14 protein-coding genes are annotated in these 17,448 nt (G+C 37.6%); 3 read left to right on the forward strand and 11 right to left on the reverse strand.

Going from position 1 to position 17,448, the window contains the following annotated elements; translation table 11 throughout:
* The first annotated feature begins 246 nt into the window (after positions 1–246).
* Positions 247–2,382 carry a TonB-dependent receptor gene (locus tag M1F26_RS15650; RefSeq protein WP_227528833.1) on the forward strand — a complete coding sequence of 712 codons (2,136 nt, stop codon included), beginning with the start codon at positions 247–249 and terminating at the stop codon, positions 2,380–2,382.
* Between the two features lie 20 nt (positions 2,383–2,402).
* Positions 2,403–3,368: an energy transducer TonB gene (locus M1F26_RS15655; RefSeq protein WP_140171472.1), complete on the forward strand. Its 966-nt coding sequence runs from the start codon at positions 2,403–2,405 to the stop codon at positions 3,366–3,368.
* A gap of 91 nt (positions 3,369–3,459) precedes the next feature.
* Here M1F26_RS15655 and M1F26_RS15660 read toward each other — a convergent pair whose 3' ends face one another.
* The 7 genes from M1F26_RS15660 to M1F26_RS15690 all read right to left on the reverse strand — a co-directional run bounded on the left by M1F26_RS15660 (position 3,460) and on the right by M1F26_RS15690 (position 11,293).
* Positions 3,460–4,707 carry an aromatic amino acid transporter gene (locus M1F26_RS15660; protein ID WP_140171471.1) on the reverse strand — a complete coding sequence of 416 codons (1,248 nt, stop codon included), beginning with the start codon at positions 4,705–4,707 and terminating at the stop codon, positions 3,460–3,462.
* Positions 4,708–4,770: 63 nt separating this feature from the next.
* A complete protein-coding gene (locus M1F26_RS15665) occupies positions 4,771–6,174 on the reverse strand; it encodes a tryptophanase (protein WP_004908186.1) in 1,404 nt (467 codons plus the stop codon).
* Between the two features lie 532 nt (positions 6,175–6,706).
* Complete coding sequence (locus M1F26_RS15670; protein WP_140171470.1) at positions 6,707–7,363, reverse strand: DUF799 domain-containing protein; 657 nt, start codon at positions 7,361–7,363, stop codon at positions 6,707–6,709.
* Entirely contained in the window at positions 7,360–7,713 is a 354-nt protein-coding gene (locus M1F26_RS15675) for a DUF4810 domain-containing protein (RefSeq protein WP_094961483.1), read from the reverse strand. The genes M1F26_RS15670 and M1F26_RS15675 overlap by 4 nt, the downstream gene beginning before the upstream one ends.
* Positions 7,714–7,722: 9 nt before the next feature.
* Positions 7,723–8,397: a CsgG/HfaB family protein gene (locus M1F26_RS15680; protein ID WP_094961482.1), complete on the reverse strand. Its 675-nt coding sequence runs from the start codon at positions 8,395–8,397 to the stop codon at positions 7,723–7,725.
* A 515-nt stretch (positions 8,398–8,912) separates the two neighbouring features.
* Positions 8,913–10,043, reverse strand: coding sequence for a hypothetical protein (locus tag M1F26_RS15685; RefSeq protein ID WP_140171469.1), 1,131 nt, complete (start codon positions 10,041–10,043; stop codon positions 8,913–8,915).
* Complete coding sequence (locus tag M1F26_RS15690) at positions 10,040–11,293, reverse strand: hypothetical protein (RefSeq protein WP_164456029.1); 1,254 nt, start codon at positions 11,291–11,293, stop codon at positions 10,040–10,042. The genes M1F26_RS15685 and M1F26_RS15690 overlap by 4 nt, the downstream gene beginning before the upstream one ends.
* 276 nt (positions 11,294–11,569) lie before the next feature.
* On the opposite strand from M1F26_RS15690, the gene M1F26_RS15695 reads away from it, so the two are divergent.
* A complete protein-coding gene (locus M1F26_RS15695; RefSeq protein WP_004258469.1) occupies positions 11,570–12,283 on the forward strand; it encodes a UTRA domain-containing protein in 714 nt (237 codons plus the stop codon).
* Positions 12,284–12,371: 88 nt separating this feature from the next.
* Here the strand turns inward: M1F26_RS15695 and M1F26_RS15700 are convergent, their stop codons facing one another.
* The 4 genes from M1F26_RS15700 to M1F26_RS15715 all read right to left on the reverse strand — a co-directional run bounded on the left by M1F26_RS15700 (position 12,372) and on the right by M1F26_RS15715 (position 17,379).
* Positions 12,372–14,054 (reverse strand): electron transfer flavoprotein-ubiquinone oxidoreductase, encoded by a 1,683-nt coding sequence (locus M1F26_RS15700; protein ID WP_112307608.1) that lies wholly within the window; start codon positions 14,052–14,054, stop codon positions 12,372–12,374.
* Positions 14,055–14,065: 11 nt separating this feature from the next.
* On the reverse strand, positions 14,066–15,016 hold the full coding sequence (locus tag M1F26_RS15705) for an electron transfer flavoprotein subunit alpha/FixB family protein (protein WP_140171468.1): 951 nt from the start codon (positions 15,014–15,016) through the stop codon (positions 14,066–14,068).
* A 15-nt stretch (positions 15,017–15,031) separates the two neighbouring features.
* Complete coding sequence (locus M1F26_RS15710; RefSeq protein ID WP_140171467.1) at positions 15,032–15,787, reverse strand: electron transfer flavoprotein subunit beta/FixA family protein; 756 nt, start codon at positions 15,785–15,787, stop codon at positions 15,032–15,034.
* A gap of 152 nt (positions 15,788–15,939) precedes the next feature.
* Complete coding sequence (locus M1F26_RS15715) at positions 15,940–17,379, reverse strand: purine-cytosine permease family protein (RefSeq protein ID WP_140171466.1); 1,440 nt, start codon at positions 17,377–17,379, stop codon at positions 15,940–15,942.
* Between the last annotated feature and the right edge of the window lie 69 nt (positions 17,380–17,448).

The following is a 17,448-nucleotide window of genomic DNA, read 5'->3' on the forward strand; positions in this document are numbered from 1 at the left end:
AAATGTCCCCCTATCTCTATTTTCACACCTAACCTCGCGTAAAAGTTACTATCCACTCAGTAAGATATACCGCCTAAGTCAACAATTTATTTCCACTTAAATCAAATAATTAGCCATATTATAAATTGTTTTAAATTAATTGATCTTGAAATCAATAACAATATAATAAGATTGATTATCATTTGCATTATCATTACAAAAGGCAAGCCTACTCCAATGAAAAACATTTCCTCCGTTGGAAACAATATGGTTAAATTTAAGCCAAATTTTATTTGTTTCATTATTTTATCAACACTTTCTTTTACGACTCATGCAACCAATAAAGAGCTTGAATCATCACAGCTTCAAGAAGCTGCTGATGCAATTGAGCTACAAGATAGCTATGCACGACCTGACTATGTTGAAATTGAACGTTTACGAGATACCAAGCAAATTATTGTTATTTCAAAAGAAGATATTCAAGGCAAAGGAAACCGCACAATCTCTGATGTGCTTAAATCTGTTCCTGGTATTAGTGTCGATACCTCTGGGCAGGGCAACATAGACTTGCGGGGGCAAGGGGCTGAAACCTCACAACGTAACCTACAAGTGTTACTCGATGGGGCTCCAATTACCACATTAGCAAATCACCCTTATACCACTAACTACGATATTATTCCCGTTGAACAACTTGAGCGTATTGAAATCATTCCCGGTGGCGGAAGCGTTATTTACGGCTCAGGGACTGCAGGTGGAGTCATTAATATAACGTCAAACCTGAGAAGTATGGCTAATCCCAAAACAAGTGTTTTATCTGAATGGAACTCAGAAGGATATCGCTTAAATGCTAATTTGGGAGCTCGGGTGAGTGATACCTTTTCAATTTTAGGTACTGCCAGTAAACTAAACCGTGATCTTTACTATAAAGATACCTACCGTAATTCAGAATATTATTCACTAGGCGGTAGATGGGATCTGACTCCAGATCAAAGCCTCATGTTGAGAGGAAGTCATCTCACTGAAAGTTCTCAGTACGTAAAAACGCTCACATCACGTAATATCAAAAAGTATGGTAAAGACTACGTTCCACCAGACAAAACCGTCACTGTCGGTATTGATGAGAATGGTAAACTAATTAAAAAAACGATCAGTGGTTATTTGATCGGTGACCGCGAAGTCGATAGCTATAATTTAAGTTACCAAAATGCATTTACGGAAAAACTCAATTTTGCTACAGATGTTTTCTACACTGATGGTTTTTATACTAATAATGCCAACTGGGAACAAAAAGTTAATCAAAAAAGCCACGGAACAAAAATCAAATTAGATATCGGCTATCTCGATGATAGCAATCTACTTTTTGGCATAGATTATGCCAAACAAAAGGCTTCTATTCATTATATTGGGAGCTATAAAAAAGATAGTAAAGGCCGATATTATGGGGTTCCTCATAATTTTGATTATGATAAAACAACAAAGGCAATTTATGCCCTTAACAGTCTTAAATCAGATCAATTTGTATTTACCCAAGGGTTGAGACGTGAATTGTCGGAATGGTCATTTGATAAAAGTGGCACAGTAAATGGGTCTGGCACTTCAGACCGTTGGAATACGGCAGCTGAACTTTCTCTTGCTTACCTTTATCGCGATACTGGCCGAATTTATGGGCGATATGAACGAGGCTACACCCTTCCCGATGGCTTGCAAATCAGCGACCAATCTGTCGTTAATGGTGAGAAAATTTATACTCCGACTAAGGCAGAAGATGAGAAATATGACTTATTTGAGATCGGTTTAAGAGATAAATTAGCATTTAGTACTGTCAATATCACATTCTGGACATCTAATACGAATAACCAGCTAAATCGTATTTATCTCACTAGTGTCAATGATGCGAAGACAATGAATTTGTTGAAAACTCGCCGTTGGGGAGCCGATGTTGACTTCCAACAAACGCTCGGTAATTTCACCTTCCAAGAATCATATTCATGGCTCAGAGGACGTTCTGATTATAACAATCATGGCCGCCAGTTTTTGGAAGAAAACGGCAAAAATACCATTGATTACACGAAAAGTGGTTTAACTAAAGTGCCAGAGCACTCCGTTAAACTAAAAGTAAAATACGATTTTACCGATGATTTATCGGGAGACATTCAGTATACCTATTATGGTTCGTACAATAATTTCCTTTCTGATGCCAATAAAGAAGAAGATGGCGTAGTTAAATCACGTGAACTCATTGACCTCAGTGTTCGTTACGAGCCGATTGAACACATCGAATTATATGGCGGGGTCACTAACTTAATGAACAAAACTTACTACGACTATGTTACCGCAGGTTATGGCTCATTAATTCCTGGAAATGAGCGCTCATTTTTTGCAGGCATTAAAGCTACCTATTGATTAAAACAGGAAATGTTTCAGTGACTATTCGTTATAAACTTGCTTTAGCACTGTCACTCGTTATCCATATTATTGCCATTATGTTTATCGCCCTACAAACAGGTAGGGCGATACCTATAGTCGAGGGTATGGAAACGATAACTCTATCTCTAGGGGGACAAATGGGCTCCTCAGAGGGCACAGGAGAGCAGAGCAATAAAAAACAAGTGCAATCACATGAAGTTATATCAGAATCCCCTTCAAGGGCTGAAGCTGCTTCCCAACAGAAGCAGATGAGCAAGTCTCAAGCTAATGAAAGTAAAATACCTTCAAAAACTCAACTTAAAAATTCATTGATTCCTGTGAATATTCCCGTTGATAACACGGTTGAATCGCCTTTACTCACACAAAAAACAAAAGAAAAAACAAAACCGGAAATCAGTCAGTCCGTACAAGGGAAAAAGCCAAAAGAACAAAGTAAGCTACTGAACAATAACACTAAAAATAACACAGAAAATCAACTTATTACCAATAAGATAAGCCATGAAACGCAGCAAGGCTCACAAGAAGCAGCTAAAGAAATACCACTCCATTCAACTGCTGAAAATCAATCTTCCACAAGCCCATCAGCTTCAGAAAGTGGTCAAAGTGGTAAAGGGAATAATAGATTATCTGGTAATAGCCAATTTGCTGCTAATGGTGATGGCAGCTATACCGCACTCGGTTCGAGTGGTATTTCCTATACAATTTTACAGGATGCGGCTCCTAGGTATCCGAAAGAGGCTCGTTCCTTAGGCTATACAAAAGTTGTTAAAGTGCAAATTCGGTTATTAGTTGGATTAGATGGTCAAATTGAATCCGTTGAAATACTAAATAACAAAATTCCTGATTTAGGTTTTAGAGAAGAAGCGGTTAAAGCAATTAAAAAAATGGCCTTTAAACCCATTATTTATCAAGGTCAAAATATTAAAATGTACTTTAAAAAAACCGTTATATTTCAATATTAGCCTACAATCCGCCATATCGTTGGATAGAAAAAAGGTACAACGAACCCTCACTGTACCTTTTCAGTTATTTTACAGCTTGTATTTTGAAAAATTAACGGTATATCGGTAACAAATTAAACTGCGCTAACAATTGGCAAATAATGCCGACTACTCCAAAGGCGATAACGGCATAGATTAACCCTTTTCCGCCCCACACTTTGAATCTCGAATCAGGAAAACGCTCTCTTACCTTTAATGCCATAACTGCAGGGCAAATAATCGCCCAGATACATGCAGCCATACCTGCATATGCTATTGCGATTAAAAAACCATTTGGGAATAACATGCAAAGAATAAGAGGAGGCAAGAAGCATAATAATGCAGATTTCATTCTACCTGATGGGTTGTCCTTAAAATTCAACGAAGCAAGAATGTAATCAAATAACCCAATTGCAACACCTAAGAATGAACAAAATACAGCACTAATAGAGAACCACAGTAAGAATGTCGCAATATTTTTGCTATTCAGTACCGCATATAGTGATTCAATAAAAGCATCTAAATTACCACCTTTATTAATTATTGTTAAAAACTCTGCCCGCGGCAGATTTCCCATTGTCCCCATGATCCAGAGAAAATAGAGCACCAATGCTAATACACAACCGATAACACAACTTTTAACGACCTTTCTTTCATTCTCATGATACAGCTTATACAAGCTACAAACATTCCCATGATAACCAAAAGAAGTAATTGCATAAGGAATAATAATAAAAACAAAAGGTAATAACGCTGTTTGTCCTCCTTCAACGGGGGAAGTTAATAGTAAATCTGTTTTTACGATAAAAAATAAACCAGAGAAAGCTAAAATAAACAGAATTATTTTAATGAATAAAAATAATGATGTTAGACGACTTGCCCCTACGCCACTCCACCAGATGCTCGCACCTAGAATTAATGTAAAAATAATAAATATTAATCTTAAATTAATATTGTATCCGTAAATGGCGGCAGCTTCTTTAATAACTGAACCTGCTGCTGATATATAGGTATAAATTAGTATGTAGAGTACAAATATTAATGCCATATTTGCAATATAGCATGCCCATCTGGGTAATAATTCTTTAGAGATAAAAAAGTAATTCGTTCCTGCTCCATATTTCGATATACATTCTAAAATATAAATCCCTGAATGAAACATAAAAAAGCAAACAACTAACAAGATAACTACAGAGTTAATAAACCAAGCTCCAGCCATAATAGTAGGCAAGCTAAACATCCCCGCCCCAATCATGGCACCGCCTAGCACAAAGCCCCCTACCATTATGGAGGGTTCTTTTTTGGCTGCCGAATTATTCATGGTGTTTACCTTAAGAATAAGGATGAGGTTCCCGCATTGCACGGGAACCATACGAGCGACCTATTATTTAATTGGTTTTAATCTAGCAGTAAAGTGTCTTAATACTGGCGGTTCATATTCAAAATCCAGCCCTTTGAGGGTTGCAAATTTATCTTTTAAACCAATCAGAGCATCTGCAATGTAATCCATATGGTCATTGGTATAAACACGTCTTGCAATGGTTAACCGCATAAACTCCATATCTGCGTGTTTTTGCTTACCAGTTTCAGGATCACGCCCTAATAAAAATGAACCAATTTCAACCGCACGGACACCTGATTCTAAATAAAGTGCGTTAATCACCGCTTGCGCAGGGAACTGATCACCAGGAATATGAGGAACCAGCTTTTTACAATCGACAAATACGGCATGTCCCCCTGTAGGATATTGAATTGAAATTCCACCTTCACGTAAGCGGTCACCTAAATATTTAACTTGGCCAATACGATAATGTAGATATTCTTCTCCAGCCCCTTCTTCAAGACCTTGTACCATTGCAGCCATATCACGACCCGCTAAACCGCCATAGGTCACGAAGCCTTCCATTGGTACACAGCGTTGTCTTGCCAACGTAAAGATTTTCTCGTCATTTTTAATACAAACCAACCCACCAATATTTAATAATGGGTCTTTTTTCGCTGACATCGTTAATGCATCAGCATATTTATACATATCAAGAATAATTTCTTTAATAGTCGAGTTTTTATATTTAGGGTCGCGCTCTTTAATAAAATACGCATTTTCACAGAAACGTGCAGAATCCATGACAACAAAGATATTATGCTGTTTAGCTATTTCATAAACTTCTTTCAAATTCGCCATTGATACTGGCTGACCGCCTGCACTATTACAAGTTACAGTAGATACAATTGCGACTACGTTTTCTGCACCATGCTCAGCAATATTATCTTTTAATTTTTGGATATCAAAATTGCCTTTCCAGTCATCGTAAGTATCCGAGTCATAGGCTTTTTCGGTAACAATATTAATTGCTTTACAACCGTTTAATTCAACATGAGCTGCTGTTGTATCAAAGTGGAAATTAGAAATAAAGACCGGTTTTTTAGCTCCACCTTGTTCCTGTTTTACTTTTAATAAAACAGGGAATAACATATTTTCAGCACCACGACCTTGGTGAGCAGGAATGACATAATCATAGTCAAACATCTCTTTCACTTTATCTTTTAAATCATAATAGTTACGAGATCCTGCATATGCCTCATCACCGGTGATCATTGCTGCCCATTGGTGGTCACTCATCGCATTGGTGCCTGAGTCAGTTAATAAATCAATATAAACTGCACTACTTGGTAATAAGAATGGGTTATATCCCGCTTCTTTTAACGCCGCTTCACGTTCTTCTCTTGATGGAATACGGATATTTTCTACCATTTTAATACGGAATGGTTCTACAATTCTTTTAGCCATGATAATACCTTTAATTTTTCATTAAATAATAAATATTAGAGATCTAACCTATAGTTAAATAAGTTAAAAAAATTTTAAGAAAGGAAAAGAGAAAGGTTATTTGTTTGGAAAGAAGAAGGCTAAAGAAATATCAATATTGAACCATTTCTTCATATAGAAGAAATACCTTGATATAAGTGATTCGTTTAACAAGAACATACTATGACTCCTATCAACGAGGAATTAGTACAACCGACTATTATTATATATATAACAGTTGGGTTACCAAAGTAATCGCTATTGTCATAATATTGTACCTATATCACACTATTAGTGAGATAGACTAGAACAACTTGATTCAAGTCACAGTATTAACCCATATATTAAATAAGAGTTTAATATTATTATTTTTAGTTTAATCATCCCAATTAAAAAACGTATAAACAATGTAAAACGATAATTAAATAAGTTAATTTCACTTAAATAACATTTAACTTAAATAAAATGGGCGAAATATTTTATTCTATTTTGCCCATTATTCAATAATTAATAATTACTGAGCATCTTTACCATATTTAGGCGATCTAGGCCCATATAAGATACCATTAGGCTTACCTGCAGATAATAACCTGGCACTTGTTATACCTGCAATTGCATAGCTTTTATCTGTCATTGTATCTACGATTTGGTTAACAACAGCAGATACTAACGCCCCAATAATACCATTTGACGAGGAATTATTTTCAGCACTCGATGCAGTCGCTGAGCCACTCCATAATAACGTTCCTGTTCTAGCGTCAACCAATTTCGCATCCGCAGTGACACGAGTATCACTAGAAATAACCTGATAACTTGTACCGTATTCAGTGATATTCAAGTAAAGTACGGCATCATTACCAAAAATTTCGCGCAATTTTGCAGGTGGAACAGCTTGAATGTCACCTGCATTTGTCATCCCATTTTGCTTAAATGTTTCCTCAACAACAGCAACAGGGAAAACATAGTAGCCAGCCTCAGCTAAAGGAAGAGTCGCTTGTGATAATAAACCATGACTTGCTTGTACTTCTGGTGAACTGTTTTGTGGTAATAGCACCAGAATACTTTTAGGCTTACTTTGATTAAATGCCGTGTAATCAACTTTAGTTGGCTGAGCACATCCCGTTAATAACCATGTCATCACCAATCCGCAGACTATAAGTAAATGTTTCATTTTACTTTTCCTTTATTTTTCATGAGAAAATCCATGTAAGCCGCAGATTCTGGATACAATGCTTTTTCCGCAGTAAATTCTTGCATTGCAAGATCAACCGCTCCAGTTGTTGAATACAATAACCCTAAATGCGCATGCAACCCTGGCGGAGTTGCTAAACCTTTTGCTTTGCTCATTTCCAAATTCTTTTTCAAAGCTTGAATTTGTTCTTGAGGGCCAGTTTCTGTTTGTTGGTAATATTGGTAGACCGTTGTTTGATAACCATCCCAGTTATATAGTGGTTTGGGTTCATTAGCGCAGCCATTTAATAAAATTACGCCGGCTACCATAGCCAATAATTTAATTTTCATCGTATTTCCTTATTTAGCTGGCTGCCATGCACCACTTTCTATACCAGAAACTAAGTTATTTACCGCTTCCCTAATTGCTAAATCTAATACTTTACCATTCAATGTTGAGTCATAACTGGCAGTGCCACCAAAACCAATCACTTCTCTATTTGATAATTCATATTCACCAGCACCTTGTGAAGAAAAGACCACTTCAGATGTTTGAACATTAACAACGTTTAAATTGACTTTGGCATACGCTACTTGTGATTTACCACGACCTAAAATACCGAATAACTGGCGATCCCCAACTTCTTTTCGTCCAAATTCAGTAACATCACCAGTAATTACATAAGTTGCACCTTTTAACTGTTGCGACTGACCTTTAATACCAGCTTCTTCTTTAAGTTCTTGCATATTTGCACGGTCTAATACATTAAAACGACCCGTTTGCTGTAAATGTGTCATCAAAATGGTTTTAGATTGATTACCTAAACGATCAACCCCATCAGAGAAAATGCCATTCATATAACTAGAACGATTATCAAATTTCCCTATTGATATTGGGCTTTTTGGGCCTGAATATTGAGTATTATATGTCGCAACTTTTTCTACGGCTAAAGAACGAGAAGATTCTTTAGCACAACCACTTAATAATGCACTTGCAATAAGAATAGATGCAATGCTGATTTTGGATATATTCATTTAGCTATCTCAATTAAAATAAAATTAGAATTAGAATTAATTTTGCATTGCTATTTTGCATTAAATGAAAAGTAGGGTCTAGTCAATCTTACTTATTTTTTATCTGACATTTAGTTTGTTTTTTAATGACTGCAATACTCATAAAGTAACCAAGGTTTACTAATATTTAATCAAATGGTTGATTAAATATTAGTACATCTATAAAGAATAATTAGCTAGTAATCTTTAATGATGATATTGAATATCATCATCTATAGTTAATACTATATATTATTAACTATATTTCTTTTATTTTTATTGTATATTTCTAATTATACAACTTACTTCCATATAATGAGTTAAAATCGTTTAATTTTTATCTATTTTTAGTCTATTATTAAAACGTACTCTTCCTCTCCTTAAACTGCAAGCTATACCTATTTTAGTATTAGCTTAACCTTTAAATAACAATAACAAAAAAGATAGGGAAAACCCTATCCTTATTGAATGAGAACACACTAAATCATCTTTACGCATCAATGCAATGATTGATAAGAAACTTGTGCTCCTTTAGTCAGCGCACTTTCATTTGAATAAGTACTTTCTATTTCAATCAAGGATTGGTCCGCCATATTGTATATTTTGTTATACAAAGGAAACTGAGGACGATAACGGATCTCTTTCGTGGCAAAATCCATCATTAAATATTGTTGCGAACCTCTAACTATATTCGAAACAATTAAACCTTGATTGCCGACTTCTAAGCTGTTCATGTGGTTATAACCGCTTTCTGCCATCACCTCAAAATTACCATTAGTATGAAATTGCATCAAAGAAAATAAGCGACGTGAGGGCTCTTGAGCAACCACAAAAATATCACCATTACGATTTTGTGCTGATTCATTGATCCTGACAGGCAGCCATTTACTGCTAATAACCTGTTTTGTTGGGATATCCATAATAACTTCTAATGATCCCATTTGGTTGCCATAGCTATACCACATCACTATTTTATCTCGATATGTTGCATAAGAAAAATTTGAATTTCCTTCAATTTCTTCAGGATATAATGACTTGGCTAAATCACGAACATTCATAAAATGTTCCCATGTCATTCCTTTATCAGCGCTGATAAAAATATTTTCATTATCCGCAACAACATAGAAAGGAGAGCTTTTAGATAAGTAGATTTTTCCCATAATCAACGTTGAAAATAGCTTGCCAGTTTTTTTACTCCAAGGTGTAAATTCACTCACTGAAAAATCAGTTAAGTTAATTTTTTGATAGCCATCACTGAACATCATTAAACATTGTTTTCTTTCACAGACTGCATTATAAAAACTTTGATCGCTATAAGTAATAAAATGCACGCCATTATTATCTGCAAATAAAATCTGGTTATCATATTCACTTGAAGGCATATAAGTATTATAAGACGAGTAATAATAATTAGAGCGGCCACTTTTTTGAGCTATAACTAACATCCCATTTTCTGCTGGAAATGTTGTTGCAAAATCATAACTACCAATCGGGAAGCTATTTTCATTGTGGTTTTTCCACTGCCAATCAACCGTACCAGTACGAATAAAAATAATAAAAGTGAAAGCGAAGCTTAATACAAACACCAAAGCCAAAAAGAGAAAACGTTTACTCAGAAATGGGTTCATGAGCGCACCTCCGTCACATAATCCGTTTGGCCATTCTTACGACGTAGATGCTTCAAAATATATTGCGCTTGATAATACCCATTTCCACGCTGAGATAATTTAAAATATATCGCCACGCACAAAGCAATAAGAAAACTGATACCGAATAAAATCGTTACTGCGAAACTGATAAATAGCACACCTGTATCCACAATATTAACCCAGTCCCAATAATCCCAATATCCACCTTTCTCTAGGGTTTCAGAAATTGATAACCCTCCGGCCATAAAGACAAAGAACATTAAAAGTAAGCAAATGCCCCCCCACAGCCCGAAATAAAAACCTCGTTCTTGAGGAGCCCCCTTACCAATCAAACTATAGGCAAGCCCGTCTTGGTGATTGTAAATACCAAAAATGACCTGCTCTTTTGAATGCGCTTGGATATTTTTATGAAAAACTTCAAGCTCATCACCTTGAGCAATAAATAGATTGTGGTTGTTGAATAAGGGTTCATTTGCTGAAATTAGAACATCCATATGGCTTTTATTAATCTGCAAACCAACATGATTGAGCTTTTGTTCTGCATCCCCCGTAGCAACTGTTAAGCTGAGGGTTGATGTAATATTAACCTTCCCACGGGTGACGAGTAATGACGCTTTATCACGATAGTTATCTGCTGATTTACGTAATTTATTGGCTTTATTTTTTAAGCTTTTAATTCCTAAAATTTCAATTTGTTGCTCTTGTTCACTCTTTTGATATTGCCCATCAATAACTAAATCCAACGCTTTTAAAATTGATTTTCGTTTTGGACTTAAAATATGCTTAGTCTCGGCCAGTGCAAGAGCAAACAAAACTATTCCACCAAAGGCAGCACAACCTAAAAGTGAGACTAAGATAATCATTAAGAAGCTATCATCTGCATTAATAAAACAGTAATACACTGCAGGTATCAGGGCCATTAAGGCTAACGAAATTAAATACTGTTTTCCTAGTGAGCGATTAAAACTAATGGTTCTATCTGGCTCAAGTCGACCATGCTTTTCATGGTAAACCCACTCAGCCCAATAACTGCCATCATTCATCTCTTCTGCACAAATAACCAAGGTATCGCCTTGTTGTAAGCGTTCTAAAAAAATTTCACTATTTGAAAAATCACCTTGATTAAAGAAAAATACTTTTTGGGAGGCAATCAATCTTACCATTCCCATTGGGCTGACATTTTGATAGTCACATTGAGTAAGACTGACATGGAAATATTGAACTCGCATGAATAAATGCCTATTTCGCTAAGTAAATTTAACATTATGATAATAAATAAAGGTATATAGCCCTAGTAAAACTTACCTTATAATTAAATAATTCAGATAAGGACGAGCACCTTAAACAGCTATTTAACTCAGGTTAATCATTAGAAATAGGTATCTCCTACTAGCAAAGCCAGTAATTACTGATAAACTTGCATTCAATACAAAGTTTGTGAGTGAAATGTGGCAATAAAACAATGTTACCACTCCTTCCTTTAACAATAATTTTGAATAACAGCGATGACATTACAACCTGCATATAAGCAAATTCAGTCTTACATTTTACGCAGTATTGATTTAGGTATTTTTAAGCCTGAAACACAAATACCGACAGAATTAGAGCTATGTGCTCAATTCAATGTAAGCCGTATGACCGTGAATAAAGCCATTTCAGAGTTAAGTCAAAAAGGGATCCTACATCGTATTGCGGGCAAAGGCACATTTGTCGCCACTCAAAAACATGAGCTCCCCGTAACAAAAGCGTTTGATATTTTTGATGAGATCTCAACAAGTGGTAATAAATATAGCGGCCACCAGCTGCAACTAAAAATTATTCCCGCATCAGCAGAAATTGCACTACAGCTCGGGATTAGTGAAGGAAGTGATGTGGGCTATTGTAAAGTACTACATTTTGAAAACGATATTCCTTTAATGTTAGAAGAACGCTATGTTAACCACGCCATTGTGCCCGACTTTGTTAAGCAAAAATATGGTGACACTGAAACTCCTAGCGGTTATTTGCAACGCCATTTTCCTGTCAGTGAAATGGAACATACCATTGAAGCTGCATTAGCCACAAAATCTATTGCTCAATCATTATCAATTAAAGAAAACTCACCTTGCTTACAACTTAGCCGTCGCACTTGGACAGGTAACACTCTAATTAGCTATGTTAATATGATCACAGCTGGCTCACGTTACAAATTAAAATTACATTCTCGAATTGAGAATTAATGCAAAAATAAAAAAATGGGGCAAAATTGCCCCAAAGCGACTGATAAAACAAAAATATCAAGCACAACTACATCACAATAAATTCGTTTTACATTCCTTGATAAATAGGCCCTTCCCCTCCTTGGGGAGCAGTCCAGGTGATATTTTGTAACGGATCTTTAATGTCACAAGCCTTACAATGCAGGCAGTTTTGCGCATTAATTTGCAGTTTTTCCTCGCTTTTATTCCCTACAATTTCATAAACTCCAGCGGGGCAATAACGCGTCTCGGGCGCAGCATATTTCATTAAATTAACTTGGATAGGGACATTAATATCAGCCAGTTTTAAATGGCAGGGTTGTTCTTCTTCATGGTTAGTATTCGATAAAAATACGGAAGAAGACTTATCAAACGTTAATTTACCATCGGGTTTTGGGTAATCTATCGGTGTAAAACCCTTGGCTTCCTTTATTCCTTCATGATCCGATTGTTTTAATTTCAACGTCCACGGGGTACGCCCCTTAAATAACAGTTGTTCTGCACCAAATAGCATTGAACCAACCACTAGCCCTTTTTTCATATAGGGCTTAAAATTGCGTGTTTGATAAAGCTCTTGATATAACCAGCTCTCTTCAAATAGCTGGCGAAATTGCTTTTTAAACTGTAAATAATCAACCATTCCATTCTGGTTAGCACTGAACCAAGCTTCTGCTGCTAATAACCCACTTTTCACCGCACAATGGGTGCCTTTAATTCGGGCTGCATTAAGAAAACCTGCATCATCACCAATTAACACACCTCCGGGAAAGCTTAGTTCAGGTAACGCGGCTAACCCACCCGCCACCATCGTTCTAGCACCATAGCTGATCCGTTCTCCACCCGATAAGAAATCACTAAAAGCAGGATGGGTTTTTAAGCGTTGAAACTCATCAAACGGTGATAAATACGGATTTTCATAATTTAACCCGACCACCAAACCCACTGCGACTAAGTTATCCCCATAATGATAAGCAAAGCCACCACCATAGGTGTGGTTATCTAGCGGCCAGCCAACGGAATGGACAACTAACCCTGCTTGATGTTGCTCTTTTGGAATTTGCCAAATTTCCTTGATCCCCAAACCATAGGTTTGTTTACCGCTCTCTGTGGCTAAATTAAAATGATTTATCAATTGCTTACCTAGCTGACCACGGCACCCTTCCGCAAAAAAGGTCATTTTTGCCAGTAAATTCATACCCGGTTGGTACATCTGTGTTGGGTTGCCTAATTTATCAAGCCCCATATCTCCAGTTGTGACGCCTATCACTTGGTTTTTATCATCAAATAACACCTCTGTGGCAGCAAAACCAGCAAAAACATCAACACCTAATTCTTCTGCCTCCACGGCTAGTGCAGCACTTATCTCCCCTAAGCTACCAATGAAATTACCATTGTTTTTCAAACAGTTTGGCAATAAAGAAAGGGGTAAATGACTCGCTTTATTTTCTTTTAGCCATAAAAAACGGTCATGGCTTACAGGTGTTAAAGAAGCCGAAACCTTTTGCTGCCAATCTGGTAGCAATTCATCGAGAGCACGTGGGTCTATCACTGCACCAGATAAAATATGAGCTCCTATCTGTGCACCTTTATCAATTAAACAAACCGAAATTTCTGTTCCTTTCTTTGCCGCTAGCTGCTTTAAACGTATTGCTGCAGATAACCCCGCGGGCCCACCACCGACAATCAGGACATCGAACTCCATCGATTCCCGCTCGGGAGCCTCGTTTATTTTCTCAATATTGTCGATAGCCATGAGCCCCTCCATTACGCCAATGCTTTGTCAAATTCAGGTAAGATCTCAAACAGATCGCCAACAATGCCATAATCCGCAACTTGGAAAATCGGTGCCTCAGGATCACTATTGATAGCAACGATCACTTTGCTTTCTTTCATTCCTGCAACATGCTGAATTGCCCCCGAAATTCCTACAGCTATGTACAAATCAGGTGCGACAATTTTCCCTGTTTGTCCTACTTGGTAGTCATTTGGCACAAAACCAGCGTCTACCGCAGCACGTGAAGCCCCAACCGCAGCCCCTAGCTTGTCAGCTATCGTTTCCAATAACGCAAAATTTTCACCTGAGCTCAAGCCTCTCCCGCCTGAAATAACCACTTTTGCAGAGCTCAATTCCGCACGGCTAACTTGAGTTAACGATTGGCTTTTTAATTGACTACGCAGCGGTATATCGGCAAGGGAAACTTTCTCTATTTCAGCACTATTTTGCGTTTCATATCCTCCTGAAAATGCCGAACTACGCACCGTAATGACCACTTTCTGACCATTGTTTTGTACCGTTGCTAACGCATTCCCTGCATAAATAGGTCTAACAAAAGTTTGTGAATCAATAACTTGAGCAATATCTGAAACTTGTGCGATCCCTAACTTTGCAGCAACCCGTGGGGCAATATTTTTACCAAATGTCGTCGCTGGAAACAGTAAATGAGTATATTCTTCTGCAATATTCACCACCGCATGAGTCATCGGTTCTGCAAGTTGGTTTTTAAGGTTATCTGATTGTATTTCTAGGACTTTACTCACGCCTTTTATACTCGCAGCTAGCTGAGCGACCAATTCTGTCTCACTTCCTGCAACTAATAAGTGCAAATGGCCACCTGCGGTGAGAAGTTGTTTTGCAGCGCTAATACTATGATAAGTAGAGTTTTTTATTGTTTGATTATCATGCTCGACAACCACTAATACAGATATTTGGCTCATAGGTATTTTCCTCGATTAAATCACTTCTTTCGCTTGTAATGCACTGACTAGCTCTGTCGCACTGCTTAGCAATGTACATTGCCCCGCTCGTTTTTTGGGTTCTGAGACACTAAGCGTTCTAATTTGCCCTAATGGGATAAAATCCATATCAGTAATATCGATAATATCTAACGTTTTTTTCTTCGCTTTCATGATATTAGGTAAAGTTGCATAACGAGGTTCATTGAGCCGTAAGTCTGTTGTGATGACCGCTGGCAATGGCATTTCTAACGTTTCTAAACCACCGTCAATTTCCCTCGTAACTTGCAGTGATTGCCCTTCAAGCTTAACTTGAGAAGCAAATGTCGCTTGCGGGTAATCCAATAATGCGCTGAGCATTTGACCTATTTGATTGCAATCATCATCAATAGCTTGTTTGCCTAATAAAATAAGATCTGGCTGTTCCCTTTCTACGATTTGTTGAAGTAAACGCGCTATATCCAGTGGCTCTAGTGTTAACTCCCCAGATCTTTGGACTAAAATCCCACGATCAGCGCCAATCGCCATCGCACTACGTAATGTTTCTTGATAACCAATGTCACCGATGGAAACCGCAATCACTTCTGTTGCTTTTCCCGCCTCTTTTAAACGCACAGCTTCTTCGACGGCAATTTCATCAAATGGGTTAATTGCCATTTTGACATTCGCCAATTCAACTCCTGAACCATCGGCTTTTACTCTTATTTTGACGTTATGGTCTATCACTCGCTTCACTGCGACTAAAATTTTCATAGCAACTCCTATCCCAATTCTTCAACGATTGGTGGGTATGGTAATGTTCTAAAACCGTTTTTTAGGTTGAGAGAAACCGTAACAGTGATAGTTACACTGCTACTGGCTATCTCAATTTTTACGCTTTTTAATGCTAGTTTTTTATGAAATGGTTATTTTGTTATCGGTAATATCAACCGATCTGCGACTGACATAGGCCATTTTTTAATCGCAACATAGTAAAGAATACTTGTTGCTACTAAGCCAACAATCCATGAAATATCGACACCACTGAGTTTTTCGACTAAAGGCCCGGTATAAAAACCTGTTGATATAAATGGTAATTGTATTAATACACCGGCAATGTAAGTGAATATCCCGACTTTATTCCAACGCCCATAGCGGCCATTTGGGTTTGCAAGTTCAGGAACGTCGTAGCGACCTTTAGTGACCCAATAGTAGTCAACTAAGTTAATTGCACTCCAAGGGGTAAAGAATGCAAGTAAAAACAATAAGAAAGCAGAGAAGAGTTTTAAAAATGAGTGCTGGCCCGCTAACCCAAGTAGTGTTGAAAAACTGACCATTAGAATAATAAAGAACAACCGTTGGCCACGAGAAATTTGGCTTTTCCCACGGAAGCCACACCAAATCGCAGCCATAGACATAAAGCTACCATAGGCATTCAATGCAGTTATTGTCACTTTCCCATAGAAAATACTGATGTATAGCAACGCCGCGATTAAACCTGTGCTGCCTAAGCCCACAATATACGAGACTTCATTACCGGCAAACTTATTGCCAGCAAGCGCTGCGGCAAAAACCCCTAAAATCATTGAGGCTTGCGTACCAATTACTGTGCCTGAACCCACAGCCAAGAAGGCTTTAATTGTCGGGGTTTTAGTCGGTAAATAACGAGAATAGTCAGCAACATAAGGCCCAAATGCAATTTGCCAAGAAGCAGACAATGACATCGCTAATAAAAAGTTCGTCCAGCTAAAATGGCGGTTTTCCAGTAATACCGAAACATCATTCATATAAAACAGACGGAAAAATAGATAAAAGAACGTAATCACGCCGATAACGCTCGCTACTTTCCCTAAAATATGAATGATGCGATAACCACAAATTGTAATGCCGATAATCACCACACCAAAAATAATAATTCCAACCCAATCAGTCACATGTAACAACTGACCAACCGCTTGCCCTGCCAGCACAGTACCACTAGCAGAAAACCCGACATACATCATGCAAACTAATAAAATAGGGATGACGGCACCGTATACGCCAAACTGTACACGACTCGAGATCATTTGTGGTAACCCCAATTTCGGCCCTTGCACCGCATGCAAGGCCATCACCGCACCACCTAATAATTGGCCAATAAACAAGCCAATTAATGACCAGAATACATCTCCGCCAAGCACGACTGCCAAGGCCCCCGTTACAATTGCCGTTATTTGCAAATTAGAACCGAACCAAAGTGTGAATTGGCTCGATAAAGTGCCATGGCGCTCGGACTCTGGAATGTAATCGATGGAACGCGCTTCGATTAAGGGGACATTCTCCTGCCGGTTTTTTTGCCCTGTAGCGATGTCGTTTGAAACTGTCATGGTAACTCCTCTTTAAGCAAGGCTGGCTTAAAGAATGAACCAATTAATCGTAATGGAACCGCAATAACT

This window comes from Providencia sp. PROV048 (genome assembly GCF_033688165.1).
Lineage (GTDB): Bacteria > Pseudomonadota > Gammaproteobacteria > Enterobacterales > Enterobacteriaceae > Providencia > Providencia hangzhouensis.